We start from the raw sequence: 21036 nt of genomic DNA, 5'->3' as shown, positions 1-21036 counted from the left end.
CAGGAGGCGGGAAATGGTAGTTTTTGTAATCGGCGGCAGCGGCAGCGGAAAATCAGAATATGCGGAGAATCTTGCAGTGTCTTTCAGGAAGCAGGAAGGAGACCGGCTGGTCTATGTTGCCACCATGAAGCCGGGGGATGAGGAGAGCCAGGCCCGGATTCGCCGCCATCGGAAACAGCGGGCCGGAAAAGGATTTGAGACCAGGGAGTGTTATACCGGTCTGGAAGAGCTGCCCGTGAAAGAGCATGAGATTATATTGCTGGAATGTCTGTCAAATCTGACTGCTAATGAAATGTTTTCTGAAAACTGCAGGAAAGAATCTGCAGCAGAAAGAATCTGGCAGGGAATCCTTCATCTGGCCGAACATGCCCGTCACCTGGTTATTGTGGGCAACAATGTATTTGAGGATGGGGTGGAATACGACAGCACAACCATGGAATATCTGGAACAGATGGCAGAAATCCATGGGCGTCTGGGAACAATGGCGGATCGTGTGGTAGAAGTAATCTGCGGAATCCCAATAGAATGGAAAGCGGATTTTCAGGAACGCCGGAATACGTCAGATGACGGGACAAAAGGGGGATTGTTATGAAATATCTGAAAGGCTTTATCATTGCCTTTGCCATGTATTCCAAGGTTCCCATGCCCAGGGTGGAATGGGAGCAGGAAAATATGAAATATGTAATGTGTTTTTTCCCCTGGGTGGGTGCGGTCAGCGGCCTGTGCTTTTACCTGTGGGGAAGTTATGGGCCGGCTATCCCGGTGGGACAGATCCTGTACGGGGTGATTCTGACGGTGATTCCGGTTCTTGTTACCGGGGGAATCCATGTGGACGGATTTCTGGATACCATGGACGCGCTGAGCTCCTGGCAGCCCAGAGAGCGGCGCCTTGAGATTTTAAAAGACTCTCACGCAGGAGCATTTGCAGTAATTGCCGGGTGTCTGTATTTTCTCACCTGGTTTGGGTTTGCAACGGAGCTGGGAAAACAGGGAATCCCCCTGGTGTCTCTGGGATTTTTTCTCAGCCGGTGTCTCAGCGGTTATGGAGTCACCGCCTTTCCCTGTGCTAAAAGCAGCGGGCTGGTTTCCATGTTTGCGGAGAAAGCGGAGAAAAAAAAGGCGCAGGCTGCACTGCTGGCGCAGACAGGGGCAGTTTTGCTCCTTATGTTGTGGATAAATCTGTATTTCGGACTTGCAGTACTTGCAGTATCCGGACTGGTATTCTTCTGGTATTACCGCATGTCCCTGAAGAAATTCGGAGGAATCACCGGGGACCTGGCCGGATGGTTTCTGCAGATTTGCGAGCTGGCCATATTGATTACGGTAGTTGCAATGGAAAAGATAATTACAGTTTTATAGAGGGAATAATTATGATACTAATCACAGGCGGCGCCTTCCAGGGAAAACTGGAGGCGGCAGAACATATATATAAGACACAGAATCCGGAAAAACAGCCGCTGCTGGCAGAGGGAGAACAGGCAGAGCCGGAAGAACTGCAGAAGGCAGATATTATTCACAATTTTCATTTGTGGCTGGGAAGGCTTCTGAAAGAGGGCAAAGACCCCTGTTCCATGGTGGAAGCATTGCTGGAGGCGAATCCGGATGTGATACTTGTTATGAACCAGCTGGGCTGCGGTATTGTGCCCCTGGAGAAATCTGACCGGGAATACCGGGAGCTGGCAGGCCGGATGGGCTGTGCGCTGGCCAGACAGGCGGAAGAAGTGTATCTGGTGAACTGCGGGATAGCCAGGAGACTGAAATAAAAATACGGGTGTTTCCAGCTCATCCACGCATTCTGACCACAACGGAATCACAGAGAGGAAATAAGTGATGAAGAAGATAAAAACATGTTTCCTGCGCATACGGGAAACATACCGCAGCATGAAACAGCGTTTTAACAGTTACAGGCTGAAAAACTGGCATGAAACCGGCGTCCTTCTGTACTGGGCAGCCGTTTTTCTGTTCAGTCTGTGCGTGGGCCTGATGTCCGGTACCTTTATGCATCCGGTCTGGCTGGGCACAGTTCTGGCAGCAGCTCTGACTTTTCCTGTTACCATGATTGTCCTGTGGCTCCTTGAGAAAATCCTGAAGCTGTTTCTCAGAAACGGAATCCGGGAGCTGCTGTCCTGGCTGCTGCTTGGCATGGTCTGCATTCTGGTCATGACCGGGGACGCTTTTTATGCGGGAATGGAAGAAACGGTATTATTTGCAGGAATTTTCAGCCTGATTCTGGCGCTGTTGTTCAAAAGCCTGTGGGCCCTGCTGCATCACAAAGTACGGACCAGAACCATTGTGATAACGCTGGCCCTGACCGGAACATGTACAGTTACAGTTCTGGCTTTTCTGGCAGGCCGGGGTTTTGGAGATACCTATATTGAAATTTATGGAAATCTGAGCAGCCAGAATCCGGGAAAATCAATGCTTACGGAACAGGAAAAAGAGGCGTTTGAGAAATTTTCCGGGCAGGGGCCTTATACTGTGGAAACCCTTTCCTATGGCGCCGGAGACTCCGGGAGTCTTCCGGAACGAAGGGTAAACATCAGCAGATTTGCTGAAAATGACGGGCTGAATGGTTTCATGAAAGAACACTATCAGGGATACTCCCTGGACGAGGTGCCACTGACCGGCGTTATCTGGTATCCAAAAGAACAGTCCGGATGTCCAACGCTTTTTATGGTTCACGGCAATCACAACTGGATTACGGATTCTTATATGGGGTATGAATATCTGGGTACTTATCTGGCCTCCCATGGTTATGTGGTGGCGTCGGTGGATGAAAATGCCTGCAACGGACTGTCCGGTGAAAATGACGGCCGGGCTGTGCTGCTTCTGGAACATATGGATTATATCTTATCCTGCAGCCGCCGGAAAGACAGTCCCCTGTATCAGAAAATAAATGAAGACAGTCTGGCCCTGGCAGGGCATTCCAGGGGCGGGGAAGCAATTGCCGCGGCGTATCTGTTTAACGAACTGAATTATTATCCGGATAATGGAAACCGTACATTCGATTATCATTTTTCTATTCAGTCGCTGATAGCCATTGCGCCCACCTGCGGACAGTATCTGCCCTCCGAGCGGGATGTGGAGTTGGAAGATGCAAATTATATGGTGCTTCATGGGGCAAACGACCAGGATGTGTCCACTTTTATGGGAATGGAGCAGTATGAGAATGTGACTTTCAGCGGTGACAGAGACTGTATAAAAACCTCCCTTTATGTGGCGGGAGCCAACCATGGACAGTTCAATTCCCGGTGGGGAATATATGATTTGCCGGAACCCATGAACCGTGCCCTGAATATCAGAAATTTTATTTCAGAACAGGAACAGCAGCAGATTGCCAGCATTTTTATCCATGCATTCCTGGAGGAAACGCTGGAAAGAACCAGCAAAACAGATTCAGAACAGACTTTCTGCAGAACACTGCTGACAGATTACAGAAGATATGAGGACTTTCTGCCGGAAACACTGTATATCCAGTCTTATCAGACCTCAGATTTGCATGTGCTCTGTAATTTTGAGGAAGATGCACGTCTGGAAACAGGAACCTCTCCGGAAGTTAAAATAGAAGCAGATCATGTAAACAGCTGGCGGGAAGAGCTTCTGCATTTTTCCGACGGTAATCCCAGAGGGAATTATGCGGCAGTTTTAAAATGGGAGCCAGGAGAAGAGGAAGAGGCTGACAGCAGCCAGAAAGAACCGGCGGAATTTTCCATTTCCATACCGGAGACGGATATGACCGGAAAATATCTGCAGTTTGACGTGATGGATTTACAGGAAGATTTTGCGGAAGAAGAAAGGGAACTTCCGGAGCTTATCATAATTGCGGCGGACAGTCAGGGAAATGAGGAGGTTCTGGAAGCCCAGGATTATGCCGCTTTGTATCCGTCTTTTCCGGTGCGCCTGAACAAGCTGCAGTATTTGTGGAAAGCGGCGGAATATAAGCATCAGTTTCAGACGGTGTCCATCCCCATGGCGGATTTTACAGGTGTGGACGGAACAGAAATCTGCCGGATTACCCTTCAGTTTCCGTCAGAAAAGGGGAAAGCGGCCATTGACAATGTGGGAATCAGATAACAGGTGAGTGATATTGAAGGAATACATATTAATTGCAGAGGATGATAACGACATTAATCAGATGTTAAAGGAACTTCTGGAGCAGCATGGCTATGAAGTTGTCCAGTCTTATGCCGGAACGGAAGCATTGCTTTATATGCAGCAGCGGCAGCCCCAGGCAGTGATTCTGGATTTGATGCTGCCGGGAAAGTCCGGTGAAGATGTGCTCAGAGAAATGCGGGAAAAATATCCGGAAACCGGTGTGATTGTGGCTTCCGCCAGAGATGAGGTGCAGGCCAGGGTGTCGCTGCTTCGCCAGGGAGCCGATGATTATGTGGTAAAACCTTTTGATACGGAGGAACTGCTGGCCAGGCTGGAGGCAGTGCTCCGGCGCAGAGAAACTCTGCCGAAGGAAGACCGGACTTCTGATAAGGAGGAAGCAGAACGGATACTGGAATACAAAGATGTCCGTATTCTGCAGGATAATTTTCAGGTGCAGGCGGGCGGGCAGGAGCTTGCTCTTACAAAACGGGAATATCTGATTCTGGAGCTGCTTATGAGCAATCCCGGAAAAGTATTTACCAAAAGCAATATTTATGAATCGGTGTGGAATGAGGAGTTTCTGGGCGAGGACAATGCGGTAAACGTTCATATCAGCAATATCCGTCAGAAGCTGGCGAAAGCGCATCCGGGCGAGACCTATATCCGGACGGTATGGGGCATCGGATTTAAAATGGACTGACCGGCGGCAAAACTTTATGTTTTCTTTATACTTTTTCTAAAATTTCTGAAAATCCTGCTGTTATACTGAATGTGTAAAAAAGAATTTTGTAAAACGAAATTCCGCGCCGCAAATGCGTCGCTCTGGCGACATATTTCCTTTGCATTTGCGTGTGCATCTTTGTTTTTATTTTATAGGAAAGATACTTTCACGCTTTGGCGTGACAAGGTCTTTCCTATAAGATAAAAAAACATCCCCCTGGGACGCTAATGAAAAATGTCCCCGGACAGCAGGAGGAACAGTATGGATTATGTATTAAAGACAGAGGGACTCACCAAAAAGTACGGAAAGCATACGGTGGTGAATCGTGTGAACATGCATGTGAGAAAAGGAGATATCTATGGATTTATCGGGAGAAACGGAGCCGGGAAGACCACTTTTATGCGCATGGTATCAGGGCTTGCTCTGCCGGCAGAGGGAACCATGGAACTGTTCGGCTCTCAGGAACTGGAGCAGCAGAGACTGCGTGTCGGAAGCCTGATTGAGCAGCCGGGCCTTTATCGGAACATGACCGCCAGGGAAAATATGGAAACCGTGCGGCGGGAACTGGGAATTCCGGAAAAAAGCGCAGTGGATGATATGCTGGAATTTGTAAGATTATCCGGGACAGGAAAGAAAAAGGTGAAAAATTTTTCCATGGGCATGAAACAGAGGCTTGGCATTGCCATTGCACTGTTCAATAATCCGGATTTTCTGATTCTGGATGAACCCATCAACGGACTGGACCCTGCAGGAATTAAAGAAATCCGGGATTTACTGCTGAGACTCAACGAGGAAAAACAGATTACCATTCTGATTTCCAGCCATATTTTGGGGGAATTGTCCAAAATAGCCACCCGGTACGGGATTATCAAAGATGGAGTTCTGGTGGAGGAATTTGACAAAGAGGAGCTGGAATACCGCTGCCGGCGCTGTCAGAAGCTGGTGGTGGACGACGTGGAACGTGCCGCTGCCATTCTGGAGGAGTGCCATGTGAACAGTTATGATGTACCGGAGCCTGGAATGCTGCGGGTGTTTGAGAACCTGGAGGAAGCCTGGAAAGTGAATCAGAATCTGGTAAACGGAGGAGTAAAGGTTCTGGAAAGCTATCGGGCAGGACAGGATTTGGAAGGCTATTTTATGGATTTGCTGGGAGGTGGAGAAAATGATTAACATACTGAGTGGTGAATGGTATAAAATTCGAAAGGAAAAGACGTTTTATGTGTGTCTGATGTCCGTTGCCATTCTTGTGGGATTATTGTATTTCACACTGTTTATGGTAGATGAAATCAGAAACCAGCAGCCGGCTGAAGGGGGAACAGGAATTTATGTTTACAGTGAAGAAGAACTCAGTGAGGGGCCATATATATATCAGGTGGGAATTATGGGAGTTTTGCAGCAGATGCTGAACGGTCATTTTACCGTTTTTATTATGGCTGTGTTTGCCAGTATTTTTGTGATAAAAGAATATACGGATGGCGCAGTAAAAAATATTGTGGGAAAAGGCTATTCCAGAGCTTCTGTTTTTCTCAGCAAGCTGCTGATTACGGAGCTGGCCGCAATGGTGATTCTGGGAGTGACTTTTGTGTGCTGTATCCTGGCAGGCGGATTGCTTATGGGAAAAGAAGGGCTTCAGGCCATGAACTGGAGAGAAACAGCGGCCTATATGGGAATGCAGATCATAATCAGCATGTCCGTTACGGGAATTGCGGTGCTGGTGGGAGAACTGACCAGAAGTCTGGCAGCAGGAATTTCCATCAGTACGGGAATTATAATCTTCTCCACATCTCTGCTGGCCGGTGCGGATACACTGCTCTCTGTATTCAGTATACAGCCTTCCCGGTACTGGCCGCTGAGCCTGCAGATGGAATGCCCGGTCAGCGGGCTGGAACAGGAATTCGTGATGCGGGGAATCGGCGCGTCTCTGGCCTGGCTTTTTCTGGCGGTTTTTCTGGGAATTTTCCATTTTCAAAAGGCGGATGTAACATGAACCTGTGGATGATAATTGTAATACTGGCAGCCGGGGCGGGCATTTTCTCCCTTCGTCTTTTCTGTTACGGAAAGCAGGTCAGGCATTTGAGAAAACAGCTGGAATTTTTGAAAGCAGAGGACAGCAATCAGTTGCTGACCTCTGTTTGTGCAGTAGGGCAGACGGAAGAAATGATTTCTGCCATGAATCAGGTGCTGGAAAAAATCAGAGAGGAACAGCGGAGGCTGTACCGGGCAAACAGAAGCTACCGGGAGAGTATTACGGGCATTTCTCACGATATCCGCACACCGCTCACATCAGTGAAAGGTTATGTGCAGCTTCTGGGGCATCCGGGAATCCCGAAAGAGAAAAAAGAACAGTATCTGAAAACCGTGGAGCGGCGGATGGAGGACCTGGCAGAACTGTTAAACCAGTTTTTTGAATATGCCAGGCTGGAAGCCGGGGAACTGGAACTGAAACGGGAAAAACTGAATGTGACGAATCTGTTTGCAGAAACTGTTTCCATGTTTTATGAGGATTTTCTGGAAAAAGGCTGTGAGCCTGCGGTGGAAGTTCCCAGGGAACCATGTTTTGTGTACGGAGACGCTCATGCATGGCAGCGGATGACAGAGAATCTGATAAAAAACGCACTGGTACATGGAACCGGAGGATATGTTTTTTCTCTGGTGCGGAAACAGGAAAGAACAGTTCTGCGGATAGCCAACGAGACAGAAAACATTCAGGAGCGGGATTTGGAACAGATTTTTGAGCGTTTTTATACCACAGACCAGTCCGGAAACCGCAGAGGTACCGGACTGGGACTTGCCATTGCCAGAGAATTTGCCGAAAAGATGGGCGGGGAAATCCAGGCCAGTCTGAAACATGGTATCTTTGAGGTGGAAGTGCGGTTTTGATGTCACAGATTTCTGTTTTACTGATAAAAGCAGGCTTCTGTAAGGGCTATGGACGAATTACCGGAATTTTTTTCAGTTCTTACGCTTTCAATTCTTAATTTTGTTACACCGGTAAGGGGAACAGCGAATTCGTACGGCAGACTTCCGATTGTCATGGGGTCCGTCTGGGTGATAAGCTCATCGTCGCCATAAAAATATATAACATGAACGTCATTGTAGTTTTTGCTTTCCTGCGGGATGACTGCGTTTCCTTTCAGGAGGCTGTACTGTCCGTTGATATAATATTCCGCATATAACGTATTTACATCCAGGTCACTGCTTTGATTTCTGGCGCCGCACAGTATGACATTGTTGTGACGGTTTCCGATGGAGTCCACCAGGTAAGGTTCCAGCTTGTAAAAATTACCTTTGGGCGTGTATACTGACATGGTATCCATATGAAAAAGAGAGCCTGAAAAAGTTTCCGATGCAATGGAATCATTGTCACTGTCATCATCAGCAGGATCCTGTCCCGGATCTGCAAGCTGCTGCTTCAGCTGCTGCGTTTTATTTACAGAATCCTTATATAAATTACTGATGGTATCCTTTTCATTTTTGAGCTGAGCATTTTCCTGTACCAGCCTGTCATTTTCCTGAGACAGGGAATCGGCTTTGTCTTTATAGTCGTTGTATTCATGGATTAACTGATTTATCATAATCTCCATGGAATCTTCATGATTTACCGTGATACCGCTGTTGGCAATATCGTTTTCAATTTCTGAATTTTGATAGAATATATAACAGATCATACCTCAAAAAATACAAATCATCCCATATCCACCAAAGCAAAATTTTTATCTGCTATTATAATAATGTAAGCAGTGAATGGATAGCACTTATGACTGTCCGAGACATGGGAAGCTCTGTGCCGGGACAGAGCGATCATGTCAGACGAAAGGTGAGGAAAAATGGTTTTACAAAAAAGAATGGCGCTTTTAACACTTGCCCTTTTAGGGATACTTTGCCTTGGGGGATGTGGAAGGAAGGAAAATGAAAAAATCACTTCCATAGAACAGCTCAACAATCCGGCCTGTACGATTGGCGTTCCGGAAGGCGGGGCAGGTATGTATATGGCGGAAAAATATCTGCCGGAGGCGGAGCATAAAACATTTTCCGGCAACACTTCGGGGTATCTTGCCATTTCCCAGGGAAAACTGGACGGGTTTGTTTATGACCGGGTAATGATGGAATTTGCGATTGCCAGCGGTCTTGAGAATGTGGAGATTTTAGAGGAAAATCTGGGAGAAAGTATGGATGTGGCTGTGGGAATTTCACCCAAAAGCCAGGTTGACAATTTAAAGGATAAAGTGAACCGGTTTCTGTCGGAAGCAAGAGCCGAGGGAACGCTGGATGATATGTATGACCGCTGGGTAAGCAGGGCGGAGGGAACCATGCCCAAAATACAGGCGTCACAGACGCCGGACTGTAAGATTAAGGTGGGAACCACAGGGACGGTTGAGCCTTTCAGCTACTATGAGGGGACGACTCTCACCGGATATGATGTGGAGCTGATTTATCGTTTTGGAGCGTGGCTGAATGCGGAAGTGGAAATTAAAATTTACGACTATGACGGAATTATTGCCGCAGCCCAGGCCGGCGATATTGACTGTATTATGGCGAATTTAAATGCCACCGAGGAAAGGCGCAGGCATATCGAATTTTCCGATTGTGTTTATCCTTCGGTGACTGTTGTTATGGTAAGGTCAAAACAGAAAGGCAGCACGGAGAAAAAATACGAGACGCTTTCGGATTTTGCCGGAGCAAGGTTTGCATCATTAAGCGGAGGGGTTTACGATAAACTGTTACAGGAAGTAATTGCGGATGCAAAAGACTTTTCCTACTACAATTCTGTTCCCGATATTGTTGCGGCTCTTAAGGCAGATCGTGTGGACGCGGGGGTGTTGGACGAACCGCTGGCACAGCTTGCGGCAGCAAAAAATGAAGGTCTGAAAATTTTTGAAGAACCTGTCGTGCGGGATAAATATGGATATGCTTTTCCAAAGGGAAGTCCTCTGCGGGAACAGTTTAATGAAGTTATTGCAAGGTTTAAAGAGGACGGAACAATCGCATCCTTAAAGGAAAAATGGCTTGGGGCGGATGAGAGCATAAAGGTATTAATGGAGCAGGACTGGCCGGGGGATAAGGGAACTATCCGGTACTACTATGATGGAGCCCATGAGCCTATGACTTATCTTGGAAGCAGCGGCGAACCTTTAGGGCTTGAGATAGATCTGCTGCTTCTGATTGCACGTGAACTGGATATGAAGGTGGAGATGACAACATGTGAATTTGCTTCGCTGATAACCGCCCTGGAAAGCGGGAAGGCGGATGTGGTCAGCGGAAGCCTTTCCATCACGGAAGAAAGAGCGAAGCGGGTAGACTTTGCAGATACTCATTATGACTCAGCTATGGTACTTCTGGTGCGTGATCTGGATGGAGAATTGCAGGAAAAAGGTTTCCGGGCAAATCTTGAGGACAACTTCCAAAGCACTTTTGTAGTGGAGGGGCGCTGGCGGCTGATTTTGCAGGGGCTTGGCGTCACCATACTGATTTCTGTCTTTTCAGGATTTTTTGGTCTGTGCCTTGGCTTTGGGATATGTATGCTGCGCCGGATCAGTTGTAAGCCAACTCAGTGGTTGGCGGCGGTCTTTGTTCGTGTGATTCAGGGAACTCCTATTGTAGTCTTTCTGATGATTTTGTACTATGGAATTTTTGGTTCGGCGGATATTTCTGAAATTCTGGTTGCGATTATTGGATTTTCCATTAATTTTGCGGCCTATTCATCAGAGATGATACGGACAGGAATAGAAACTGTGGATAAGGGGCAAAGCGAGGCAGCCCTTGCTATGGGCTATACGAAAGGCCAGACATTTTTTAAGATTGTATTGCCCCAGGCGGCCGGAAATTTTATTCCTGTGTTGAAAGGCGAATTTATTTCCATGGTAAAAATGACTTCAGTAGTAGGATATATTGCTGTACAGGATCTGACAAAAGTATCTGACATTATACGCTCCCGTACCATGGAGGCGTTCTTTCCACTGATAATGACAGCAGTAATTTATTTTGTGATTGCCAATATGATGACGGCGGCTCTCACATTTGCAGAGAGGAAAGTTGCGCCGAAGCGGAAGAAACGCAGCTTAAAGGGGGTGTGCATGTGATGGCAGAAAAGCATGAAATCGGGGACGTCTGTGCCGGGGGAAGTATGAACACGAGTATAATATCGATTCGGCATCTGTGTAAGGAATATTTAAACGTAACCCCTTTGAAGGATGTAAGCGTGGAGATTAAAAAAGGAGAGGTGATTTCCATTATAGGTCCGTCAGGCACAGGGAAGTCAACCCTGCTTCGATGTATTAATCTTCTGGAGACGCCTGCAAAAGGCGAGATTGTGGTAGACGGTGTGGTAATAACGGACAGGAAATGTAAGGTAAATCTGGTAAGGCGGAAGATGGGAATGGTATTTCAGTCCTTCAACCTGTTTGCACACAAGACCATTATAGAAAATATCATGATGGGGCAGGTGGATCTTCTTGGCAGAAGCCGGCAGGAGGCCTATGATAAAGGGATGGAACTGCTGCGTAACATAGGGCTTGCAGACAAGGCTTTTTCTTATCCGGATGAACTTTCAGGAGGACAGAAGCAGCGTGCGGCTATTGCAAGGACGGTGGCCATGGAACCGGAAATTATTCTTTTTGACGAGCCGACTTCCGCCCTGGATCCCACTATGGTGGGGGAAGTTCTTTCAGTTATCCGCAGGCTGGCAGAGCAGGGAATGACCATGATGATCGTGACGCATGAAATGAAGTTTGCCCGGGATGTATCCACCCGGATATTTTATATGGATCAGGGCGAAATCTATGAGGACGGAACGCCGGAACAGATTTTTGAGCATCCAAAGAGGGAGAGAACCAGGATATTTATCCGGCAGCTTAAGGTGCTCCATGTGGAAAAAATCTCACGTGATTTTGATTTTCCGGCCTTTATGACAAGTCTTGAGGAGTTCGGACGTAAGCAGCAGTTTTCACAGAGACAGATTTACGCCATGCAGCTTGTTGTGGAGGAAGTGCTGATGCAAAAACTTCTGCCTGCGGCAGGGGAAGCGGAGGAAAGGGATCTTTCTCTGGATGTGGAATACAGCGAGAGGGAAAATCTGGCGCAGATGCGATTTTCCTATTATGGGCCTTCCTTTCATCCTTTTGGGGATGAAGAAGATTTGTCCGGCAGGATGGTAAAAGGAATGTCTAAAAAGATGGAGCATACGTTTGTGGATGGAAGGAATCAATTTATTATCAGTATATAGATTAAGAAAGTTTGATGGCATTGCCATGCTTTGTTTTGCGTACAGAAAGCAGATGCAAGGATAAAACAGCGTACAGAGAGTTTCTTAAAAAATGCTTAATTGGAAATAAGAGAAAAAATGATGGAAAAGTTGAAATTAAATAATGAAAATATTGCACAGACAAGCAGCCTTGCAGAAAAGACGCTTGGAGAATGGGGCGTTGACGCCAGAAATATTATCCAAATCCGGCTTGCAGTGGAGGAAACGCTGTTAAAGTACCAGGAGGCTTTCGGCGTGGAGGCGGTATTTGCACAAAAATATATCAAACGTCTTAATCGGATTCGGCTGGAACTTTTCCTGCCAGGAGAAAGGTTTGATCCCTTTGATACAGGGGAGGAAGAACAGAGCCAGGTACTGCGGGGACTGCTGGCCAATATGGGGGTTGCGCCCGCGTGGCAGTACAAAAATGGAGAGAATCTTATTATATTTACTCCCAAAAAGAAGAAACGTTCTCAGATGGCTTCACTGGCACTGTCCGTAGTACTGGCATTTTTGTGCGGCGGTGTGTGCAGTTTCCTGCCGGAGAGTGTCAGGACTTTTCTTGCAAATGAGATTATCAGCCCGGTATTTAACCGTTTTATGGGGCTTTTATCAGCCATTGCAGGTCCTATGGTGTTTCTTTCCATTGTATGGGGAATATACAGCATTGGGGACATGGCGGCTATGGGCAGAATCGGAAAGAGGATGATTGGACGCTTTATGTGGATGACGATTCTTCTGACACTGCCCGTATGTGTGGTGGCCATACCATTTTTTTCTCTTAAAACCGGAGACGGGGGAAAGTTTGATTTTTCTGAATTGTTTCAAATGGTTCTGGATATTGTACCAGACAACTTTTTTACGCCCTTTACAGAAGGGAATCCCATGCAGATTATTTTTGTGTCAGTTTTAATCGGAATCGCAATGCTGATTCTGGGAAACAAAGCTACAATTGCCGCGGCCTTTGTGGAACAGTCCAATTATATGATACAGCTTATTATGGAGGCCGTCAGTTCTTTTGTTCCAGTGTTTGTGTTCGGCAGCATTTTAAATATGATACTGGGTAACAGCTTTTCAGTATTTCTTCCTTTATATAAGGTGATTCTGGTAATGCTTATGGGAGATACTGTTCTTCTGGCAGTGTATCTTGTGCTGGTATGCAAAAGGAGGAAGGTACAGCCTGTGGTATTGCTGAAAAAGATGACGCCCACTTTTCTGATTGCATTAACCACGGCGTCTTCTTCTGCCGCATTTGGGGTGAATATGGAGTGCTGTGAAAAAGACCTTGGGATTGACAGAAGGATCGTTAATTTTGGTATCCCTTTAGGGCAGGTTATCTTTATGCCGGGGGTTTCCGTTATGTTTCTGGCGGTGGGATTTTGTATGGCTGAAATCTATGGCGTGACGGTTTCTCCGGCATGGCTGGTTACGGCCGGTCTCATTGCTGTTGTGCTTGCGGTGGCGGCGCCTCCTGTTCCCGGCGGTGCGCTGACCTGTTATACGATTTTGTTTGCCCAGCTTAAGATTCCCATGGAGGCTGTAGCGGTCACCATTGCCCTCAATGTAATAATGGAATTTGTTACCACAGCGGTGAACCTGTTCTGTCTGCAGGCGGAACTTGTGGAACTGTCTGCCGGTCTTGACATGCTGGATGTGGGAAAACTGAGAGAGAAGAAAAATGTATGAAATAGCTGAAAGAACCCGAACTGTCAGCAGAAGAAAAGGAGAAAAAATGGAAAATGCATCAATGTTGGAATTTCATGCGGACGATATTATTTTGAAAGAAGGCGAAACTTATGAGGAAATGTACAAAATTATATCCGGTTCTGTAGCAGTTTATATCCGGTATGGGGAAAAGGAGGAACACCTGATTGGGATTTATTCCAGGTCCAGGTGTTTCGGCGAAACCAATGTGTTTTCCAGCCAGCCAGGTATTTATACGGTGGTTGCCTATGAGGATGTGCTTCTGATGCGCATTACAAAGGATTCTCTGGAAGAATTTATCAGAAGAAATCCCGGAAATGCAATTGATATCATGCAGAATATGGTACAGACCAATATGCTGATGCAGAAAAATATCGATCTGCTGCTGGACGATATTTATGAAAAGCAGGATATCAATAAGAGAAGAACAGAAGAGATGAAAGACAAGATCAGACAGTACCGCATGAACGGATTTAATCTTTTAGGAGTTTAAAATGCAGGATTACAACCTGACAAATCATGATATAGATGCGGCGTGTCATCAAGTAGAGATATTTTGTGAACGCGCCAATGGAGAAAAAAGAGACATTCTCCGCACACGACTGGCTGTGGAAGAGATACTGATGAAATATCAGGAAGCTTTTGGCGCAAAGGGGACTTTTCAGTTTCAGTGCAGAAAGCGGATAAACCGTCTGCATGCCAGTTTTTCTATTCCGGGAGAAAGATTGGATGTGGTCCATACGGATGGCGGCGAAGAAAGCGCTATCTTAAAAGGCATCCTTTCAGGTATGGGAGAAATTCCCGCATGGCAGTTCAAAAACGGAGTCAATTACCTTACCTTTGTGTTAAAAAAGAAAAAATTATCTCCTGCCGTATCACTGCAGGCAGCAGTTCTTTTCGGCTTTCGGAACTTCTGGAAATGGTTCTGGGAATTGTACCGGACAATTTTTTAACTCCTTTTTTGGAGGGAAATCCTTTACAGATTATTTTTCTTGCAGTTCTTGCAGGGATGGCAATGCTGATTCTGGGGAACAGGGCTGCGGTTGTTTCAATGTTTTTAAAACAGGCAAATGTCATTATATTACACCACTTTACAACTTTTCCATAAAAAAAATGTCATACAGGACTTTCTGATGTATAATAAGTTTGCAAACAAAAAAATACGAAAGAAAGTGATCCTGTACGACAGACTTATTATACAACGAAAAAACTATAATTGGTAGACTTTATCATTATTTTTACATTTATTTTGAGGCTTGTTCCATTCCTACAGCCGAGACATTGGTCCTGCTCCTGCTGTCCATACTGACACTGGAGTCAGCGGATTCCATCCGTTTCCTTTACAGACATTTCCTGTCAAAGCTAACAGATAAATCCCTGAATGCCTTTTACTATGCCTGCTCCTATGCCAAAGTGGATTATTCCAGGTTTATGAATGCAACAGCATCTATGGCATTGAAACTAATCCCGAAATCCTTAGAGACGCAGCCCGTTTTTTTATGCATGGATGATACCATTGTTCCCAAATATGGAAAGAAATTTGAGGATGTCTCAAAACTCTTTGACCATTCCGCGCACAACGGCAGCGGCTACCTGAATGGGCACTGCTTTGTAAGTGTCATGCTCTGTGTGCCAATGTGGGATAAAGGCAAGATTGTTTACCAGGCGTTTCCGCTTTCCTACCGTATGTGGCAGAAAGAAGAGTCAAAATTAAAGCTGGCTGCTTCCATGGTACGCCAGGCCATGCCTGAATTACAGGAAAAGGCGAATGTCATTATCCTATGCGACAGCTGGTATACAAAAGGGGATCTGGTTTCTGTCGTGGATGAATACCCAAACCTTGGCCTAATCGGAAATGCAAGGTATGACTCTGTCCTTTATGACCTTGCCCCGCAGCCGACCGGAAAAAGGGGCAGGCCTGCAAAACATGGGAAACGTCTTTCGGCGGAAAAAGATTTTACACTTTCGGATGAAAAAATAGGCGGTTATTATATTGGGATGCGCCGTGTCCTTACAAATATTTTCGGCACAAGGGAAGTTTTTGCCTATGTGACAGCCACAGAGAAGGAAGGCGGTTCCAGGCGCCTGTTCTTCAGTACGGTTTTCCCCACACAGCTGCAGATTTTTTGTGCATGGCAGGAAAAGACCCCCCTGAACCAGACGGGGAGTGCATGGATGGATTACATCCCCTTGTTCCTGTACTCATTCAGATGGAAGATAGAAGTCAGCTATTACGAACAGAAAACCTTCTGGTCACTATGCAGCTATATGGTGCGCAGCCGGAAAGGGATTGAAATGCTGGTTAATCTGATCAACATAGCTTATTGTGCGATGAAACTGCTGCCATATCAGGATGAAGCATTTTCAAAGTACCGTAGGGAAAGCGCACAGGATTTCAGGTTTGTGCTCAGCGAGCGGATCAGGCAGGAGGTATTTTTTGCCACTTTCGTGAAAAAGAGCGAAAGTATAATAAAATCATCTGCCCTTATGAGAGCCTTAAAATACCTTGTTCAGCAAAAGGAGCGCTATTTATAATAGTTGTAAAGTGGTGATTATATTACTAATCATGGAAAATATCAGTACTTTTGTCCCCGTTTTCATTTTTGGCAGTCTTCCTGAAAAAAGTTTTTCCGGTTTTTCTGATCGGTCTGACAACAGCTTCTTCTTCTGCCGCATTTTTGGAAAACAGGAAAGTGTGCGAGGAAAAGCTGGGGATTGATAAAAAAATTGTAAATATCGGCGTTCCTCTTGGACAGGTGGTATTCATGCCGGGGTTTTCTATTTTATATTTTGTAATGGGAATTTGCATGGCGGAGATTTATGGTGTGAAGATATCCCCGGTATGGCTGATTACAGCGCTGATCATTGTGGTAGTACTGGCTGTGGCTACACCGCCCATTCCCGGAGGCGCTCTTGCCTGCTATACGATTCTGCTTTTACAGCTTGAAATCCCTGCCCAGGCCATTTACAGCAGTAGATTTGTTTTGTCTGGAGGCAGAGTTGACAGAACTGGCGGGGGACCTTGAAATGCTGGATGTGGAGAAAATCCGGAAAACATTTTAAAATTATGATAAATGTGCCATAATGGTGAAGAACAAACAGATAAACTGAAAAACGGGTTTTGCCGACAAAAGGTACAGATGTTGTTTTTGCTGCAATTTCATCTTCTTCACTCTTATTATCAAAGTCAGGTGTTTTAAATGGCAGGAAATTCACTTCCGGGTATTTCATGCAAATGGCAGATACGTTTTCTTTTGTTGAGAAGGAAAAAAAGGAATATTCTGAAATTGACCGGATTGTATAGTATGAGAAAAATATGTTCGCCGGCAGTTCTGTGTCTGTTGCTCTGCTTCCTGGCAGCCGCAGGCTGCGGGAATAAAAACAGAACTGCCGGAATTCAGATGACGGTTTTAGAATTCTCCGGCAGCCTGGAGTTAAAGCTGGAACATTTTCTTCCGGATGGAAAGGTTTTGCTGGAACAGATGCCCGGAGGATTTGATTTCAGCAAGCGGAGCAGGCGGCTGGGCAACATATTTCAACCTGCATACGGACGGAACTTTTACGGGCCGGTATCATGATTCCGACATGGGAGACGCGGGAACAGGATATTTTGCCGGTACGGTGTATGTCTGCAATTTTGATGGGAAATTTTCCATACCGGAACGGACTGGCCGGTATACATACGCCATGACACTGGAGTATCTGAATGGGGAAGGGACGCCGGGAACGGAGTATTATGAGGATAATATCCGGTATATTTACAGTGAACCATATGGATTTGATGATGGAGAAGAATTTCTTATTTATCTGCCGGGCTGTCCCCTGGAGAAGATGTCAGAAGAACTTCTTTTCTGGTCAGGGATGTATACCGGAATCAGAGAAACCCTTCCTTCCGGGTATTATGTTATCTATAATGTAAACGGGAAACAGGGATTTGTGGGGATGAAAGAAGACAGCCTGTGGGGAAAGCGGTATACTTCTTTCCATGAGGGCCGAAGGATGGAACTGCGTCCTTCTTATTATTCGGAAAGCCATCTGATGCTTTTTTCGGAGGGCGGGGAAGTGGCAGCCGATTTGTGCTTTGCATGGGCCAGAGATGACGGGAAGGAATTTCAGGCATACGATTCTTGCGGAGGGGGAGATTACAGGATTTCACTGTCCTTTTCCAGGGAGAATGGACAGGTGGAAATTTCTGTCACAAGCCTGTCGGGATATGATTTTTCTCCCTGGGGCGGAACGGAAGAAGGAGTTTTGGAGGGAGTTTTCGAGAACAGGGGCGGGTTTTAAACAGCCGGGATGAAAAAGCTGCATGGCAGAAGCGTACGCGTTCTGACTGTAAAGACAATTTTACACAATTTTAAGATTTTTTATCACATTTTTTTATACCTTTTTGTCTGAGGTCTGGTATAATTTACCCATAACATAGAGGAGGAACAACAGGAACCGATGACGAACGAGGAATATTATGCGTTTATCCGGCCTTATGCGGACGCCAGTGAGGTGCTGCTGGCCCGGTTAAACGTTTTAAAGCATAATCTGTACAGTGAATCTTCCGGCCAGCCCATCCATAATATCCAGAACCGTATTAAGGAAAAGGATAGTATGGAGGAAAAACTCAGGAAAAAAGAAAAGGAACCTACCGTGATGAACGCCAAGGATTATCTGCAGGATATTGCGGGCGTCCGTGTCATCTGCTATTTTGTGGAGGATATTTACAATCTTGTGGATGCACTGAAGCGGCAGGTGGATTTAATTGTAATCCGGGAATGTGATTACATTTCTGAACCAAAACCCAATGGATACCGAAGTTACCATATTATTGTGGGTATTCCGGTGTACTGTCTGGACGGAATGGAATATTTTCCGGTGGAAATACAGTTCCGCACCATGTCCATGGATTTCTGGGCCAGTATGGAACATCGGATACTCTATAAAATGGAGCGGGACGACCGGGAGAAACTGGCGGCAGAGCTGAAAGAATATGCAGAACATCTGGTGAGAATTGAAAGCAGGTTTGAGCAGTACAGCGACGGGCATACGGTTTTGCTGGAACAATGAGTAAGGAGAGAAAATGAAAATGAATCTGTATATCTGTACTACTGCCGCGCTGTTTCTGGGAATTCTGCTGGATTTTATTGTGGGGGACCCTCCGGGATGGTATCACCCGGTACAGGCCATAGGGGGAATGATTACCAGAACGGAACGGTGGCTGCGGAACCTGTTTCCCAAAACGCCCAAAGGGGAACGGACATCCGGAGTGGTTCTGGTATTTCTGGTGACAGGATGTTCCACCCTGATTCCCCTGGGATTGCTGCTGGCCTGCTATCATGTTCATGTTCTGCTGGGGACGGGCGTGGAGGCAGTCTTATGCGGTTCCCTTCTGGCAGCCAAATCATTAAGGCAGGAGAGCGGTAAGGTACAGGAAGCACTGGAAACAGAAGGTGTGGAGGCCGGCCGGAAAGCAGTTTCCATGATAGTGGGCAGGGATACGGAACATCTCAGTGAGGAAGGCGTGGTCCGGGCGGCTGTGGAAACAGTGGCGGAAAATACGTCGGACGGGGTAATTGCACCTATGTTTTATATGGCGCTGTTTGGCGGTGCGGGAGGTTTTTTCTATAAATCCATCAATACCATGGATTCCATGGTGGGTTATAAAAATGACAGATACCGCTATTTCGGTACGGGAGCGGCAGTTCTGGATGATGTGGTTAATTTTATTCCTGCCAGAATCAGCGCTCTGTTTATGATACTGGCCTGTCCTTTCTGCGGAATGGATATGCGGGGGGCTTTCCGGATTTTTCGACGGGACCGGTTTTGCCATGCAAGCCATAATTCCGCCCAGACAGAGGCCGTAATGGCGGGAGCTCTGCAGGTGCAGCTTGCAGGAGATGCCTGGTATTTTGGCAGAAAGCATGAAAAACCATCCATTGGGGATGATATCCGCCCGGTGGAGCCGGAGGACATCAGAAGAAGCGGGCGTCTGATGTATGTTACTGCGGTTTTATGTGCGGTGTTTCTGCTGAGTATAAAGGGATTTTTTCTTATGGCAATTTTTTTATGAAGTGTTTCGTTCAGTGTTTCCGGAAAGATCTGAAACAGTTGATTTCAGAAAATACTTATGATATAATCGGGGCATGTAGGAGAAATTGCGGCAAAGGAGAAGTCATGGAAAGGAACACTTTATTAATTGTTGATGATGTAGACATAAACCGTGAGATGCTGAAGTTTATTTTCGAAGAGCAGTTTGAGATTCTGGAAGCGGAGGATGGCGACGGAGCCATAGAACTGCTGGAGGAAAAGGGAGATCAGATTGTACTGATGTTTCTGGATGTTATCATGCCGGGCAAGTCAGGTCTGGATGTGCTGGAATATATGGTGGAGAAGCATTATATGGAATATATTCCGGTTATTATTATTACAGGAGAAGCATCTGTGGATACGGAGTTAAAGGCATACGAATACGGTGCCTCTGATATAGTATACAAGCCTTTTACGCCTAAGGTTGTTATGCGGCGTACCATGAATATTATTGAGTTGTTTTCCCACAGGATTGATATTGAGAAGAAGCTGGAGAAGCGTACCCGGCAGCTTCGGGAGAGCAGGGAGAAGCTGAAGAAGAATAATGATTTTCTGGTGAATGCCCTGAGTTCCGTGGTGGAATTCCGAAGCCTGGAATCCGGAGAACACATTCAGCGTGTAAAATATTATACGGAAGTACTGCTGAAATATCTTGTGAAATATTATACGGAGTATGAACTCTCGGAAGAGGACGTGGAGCTGATTATCAGCGCCTCCGCACTGCATGATCTGGGCAAAATTGCCATTCCGGACAGTATACTGCTGAAGCCTGGCAAACTGACAAAAGAAGAATTTGAAGAGATTAAGAAGCATACCATATACGGCTGTGAGCTGCTGGAGAATTTCAAACAGGAAGAAGATGCTTTCTATCGTTACTGTTATGAAATCTGCCGGTATCATCATGAGCGGTACGATGGAAAGGGATACCCGGACGGTCTGTCAGGAGATGATATTCCCATCTGGGCCCAGGTGGTTTCCATTGCAGATGTGTATGATGCACTGGTCAGCAAGCGTGTATACAAAGCGCCATATGAAGTAAATGAAGCGGCGCGCATGATTGTAGATGGAGAGTGCGGTACGTTTTCACCTACGATTCTGGACTGCTTTGGACTGGCAAAAGAAGAATTTTTTCATGCAACGGAGACGAAATTATCCTTTGCAGATGTGGAGAATTAGTGAGGCGAAGAATCCTGCCGGG

Annotated in this window: 21 protein-coding genes; 20 read left to right on the top strand and 1 reads right to left on the bottom strand. The window is 46.2% G+C overall.

The window, feature by feature from the left end:
- The first annotated feature begins 13 nt into the window (after positions 1–13).
- From VSQ32_11075 to VSQ32_11040, 8 genes are all read left to right on the top strand, one after another.
- A complete protein-coding gene (locus VSQ32_11075) occupies positions 14–592 on the top strand; it encodes a bifunctional adenosylcobinamide kinase/adenosylcobinamide-phosphate guanylyltransferase (protein ID MEH2943391.1) in 579 nt (192 codons plus the stop codon).
- Positions 589–1359, top strand: coding sequence for an adenosylcobinamide-GDP ribazoletransferase (locus VSQ32_11070; protein MEH2943390.1), 771 nt, complete (start codon positions 589–591; stop codon positions 1357–1359). Before VSQ32_11075 ends, VSQ32_11070 begins: the two co-directional genes overlap by 4 nt.
- 11 nt (positions 1360–1370) lie before the next feature.
- On the top strand, positions 1371–1763 hold the full coding sequence (locus tag VSQ32_11065) for a bifunctional adenosylcobinamide kinase/adenosylcobinamide-phosphate guanylyltransferase (GenBank protein MEH2943389.1): 393 nt from the start codon (positions 1371–1373) through the stop codon (positions 1761–1763).
- Positions 1764–1830: 67 nt separating this feature from the next.
- Entirely contained in the window at positions 1831–4074 is a 2244-nt protein-coding gene (locus tag VSQ32_11060; protein MEH2943388.1) for a chlorophyllase, read from the top strand.
- Positions 4075–4087: 13 nt separating this feature from the next.
- Entirely contained in the window at positions 4088–4795 is a 708-nt protein-coding gene (locus VSQ32_11055) for a response regulator transcription factor (GenBank protein ID MEH2943387.1), read from the top strand.
- Between the two features lie 282 nt (positions 4796–5077).
- Entirely contained in the window at positions 5078–5986 is a 909-nt protein-coding gene (locus VSQ32_11050) for an ABC transporter ATP-binding protein (GenBank protein ID MEH2943386.1), read from the top strand.
- Positions 5979–6803: an ABC transporter permease gene (locus VSQ32_11045; protein ID MEH2943385.1), complete on the top strand. Its 825-nt coding sequence runs from the start codon at positions 5979–5981 to the stop codon at positions 6801–6803. Before VSQ32_11050 ends, VSQ32_11045 begins: the two co-directional genes overlap by 8 nt.
- Positions 6800–7696 carry a HAMP domain-containing sensor histidine kinase gene (locus VSQ32_11040; GenBank protein MEH2943384.1) on the top strand — a complete coding sequence of 299 codons (897 nt, stop codon included), beginning with the start codon at positions 6800–6802 and terminating at the stop codon, positions 7694–7696. The genes VSQ32_11045 and VSQ32_11040 overlap by 4 nt, the downstream gene beginning before the upstream one ends.
- A gap of 17 nt (positions 7697–7713) precedes the next feature.
- On the opposite strand, the gene VSQ32_11035 is transcribed toward VSQ32_11040, so the two are convergent.
- Complete coding sequence (locus tag VSQ32_11035; protein MEH2943383.1) at positions 7714–8484, bottom strand: hypothetical protein; 771 nt, start codon at positions 8482–8484, stop codon at positions 7714–7716.
- A 159-nt stretch (positions 8485–8643) separates the two neighbouring features.
- Here VSQ32_11035 and VSQ32_11030 point away from each other — a divergent pair, with 159 nt between their 5' ends.
- The 12 genes from VSQ32_11030 to VSQ32_10975 all read left to right on the top strand — a co-directional run bounded on the left by VSQ32_11030 (position 8644) and on the right by VSQ32_10975 (position 21014).
- Positions 8644–10896: an ABC transporter permease subunit gene (locus VSQ32_11030; protein ID MEH2943382.1), complete on the top strand. Its 2253-nt coding sequence runs from the start codon at positions 8644–8646 to the stop codon at positions 10894–10896.
- Positions 10896–12038, top strand: coding sequence for an amino acid ABC transporter ATP-binding protein (locus tag VSQ32_11025; GenBank protein MEH2943381.1), 1143 nt, complete (start codon positions 10896–10898; stop codon positions 12036–12038). The genes VSQ32_11030 and VSQ32_11025 overlap by 1 nt, the downstream gene beginning before the upstream one ends.
- Before the next feature lie 117 nt (positions 12039–12155).
- Positions 12156–13742, top strand: a complete 1587-nt coding sequence (locus VSQ32_11020) for a cation:dicarboxylase symporter family transporter (protein ID MEH2943380.1) — start codon at positions 12156–12158, stop codon at positions 13740–13742.
- Between the two features lie 46 nt (positions 13743–13788).
- Entirely contained in the window at positions 13789–14253 is a 465-nt protein-coding gene (locus tag VSQ32_11015; GenBank protein MEH2943379.1) for a cyclic nucleotide-binding domain-containing protein, read from the top strand.
- A gap of 1 nt (position 14254) precedes the next feature.
- Positions 14255–14713, top strand: coding sequence for a hypothetical protein (locus tag VSQ32_11010; protein ID MEH2943378.1), 459 nt, complete (start codon positions 14255–14257; stop codon positions 14711–14713).
- Between the two features lie 358 nt (positions 14714–15071).
- The gene (locus VSQ32_11005) at positions 15072–16295 is read left to right on the top strand and encodes a transposase (GenBank protein MEH2943377.1); all 1224 of its coding nucleotides are present in this window, start codon (positions 15072–15074) and stop codon (positions 16293–16295) included.
- 50 nt (positions 16296–16345) lie between these two features.
- Positions 16346–16786: a cation:dicarboxylase symporter family transporter gene (locus VSQ32_11000; protein ID MEH2943376.1), complete on the top strand. Its 441-nt coding sequence runs from the start codon at positions 16346–16348 to the stop codon at positions 16784–16786.
- A 279-nt stretch (positions 16787–17065) separates the two neighbouring features.
- Positions 17066–17338 carry a hypothetical protein gene (locus VSQ32_10995; GenBank protein ID MEH2943375.1) on the top strand — a complete coding sequence of 91 codons (273 nt, stop codon included), beginning with the start codon at positions 17066–17068 and terminating at the stop codon, positions 17336–17338.
- Complete coding sequence (locus tag VSQ32_10990; GenBank protein ID MEH2943374.1) at positions 17256–18047, top strand: hypothetical protein; 792 nt, start codon at positions 17256–17258, stop codon at positions 18045–18047. Before VSQ32_10995 ends, VSQ32_10990 begins: the two co-directional genes overlap by 83 nt.
- Positions 18048–18206: 159 nt before the next feature.
- Positions 18207–18818 (top strand): (p)ppGpp synthetase, encoded by a 612-nt coding sequence (locus VSQ32_10985; protein MEH2943373.1) that lies wholly within the window; start codon positions 18207–18209, stop codon positions 18816–18818.
- Positions 18819–18831: 13 nt separating this feature from the next.
- Positions 18832–19821 (top strand): adenosylcobinamide-phosphate synthase CbiB, encoded by a 990-nt coding sequence (cbiB, locus tag VSQ32_10980; protein ID MEH2943372.1) that lies wholly within the window; start codon positions 18832–18834, stop codon positions 19819–19821.
- Positions 19822–19925: 104 nt separating this feature from the next.
- Positions 19926–21014 carry an HD domain-containing phosphohydrolase gene (locus tag VSQ32_10975; protein MEH2943371.1) on the top strand — a complete coding sequence of 363 codons (1089 nt, stop codon included), beginning with the start codon at positions 19926–19928 and terminating at the stop codon, positions 21012–21014.
- Positions 21015–21036: the final 22 nt, after the last annotated feature.

It is taken from the genome of Lachnospiraceae bacterium JLR.KK002 (assembly GCA_036941025.1).
Lineage (GTDB): Bacteria > Bacillota > Clostridia > Lachnospirales > Lachnospiraceae > Petralouisia.
Note: the sequence above shows the minus strand (reverse complement) of the source record. Positions and strands in the feature narration are given on the sequence as shown.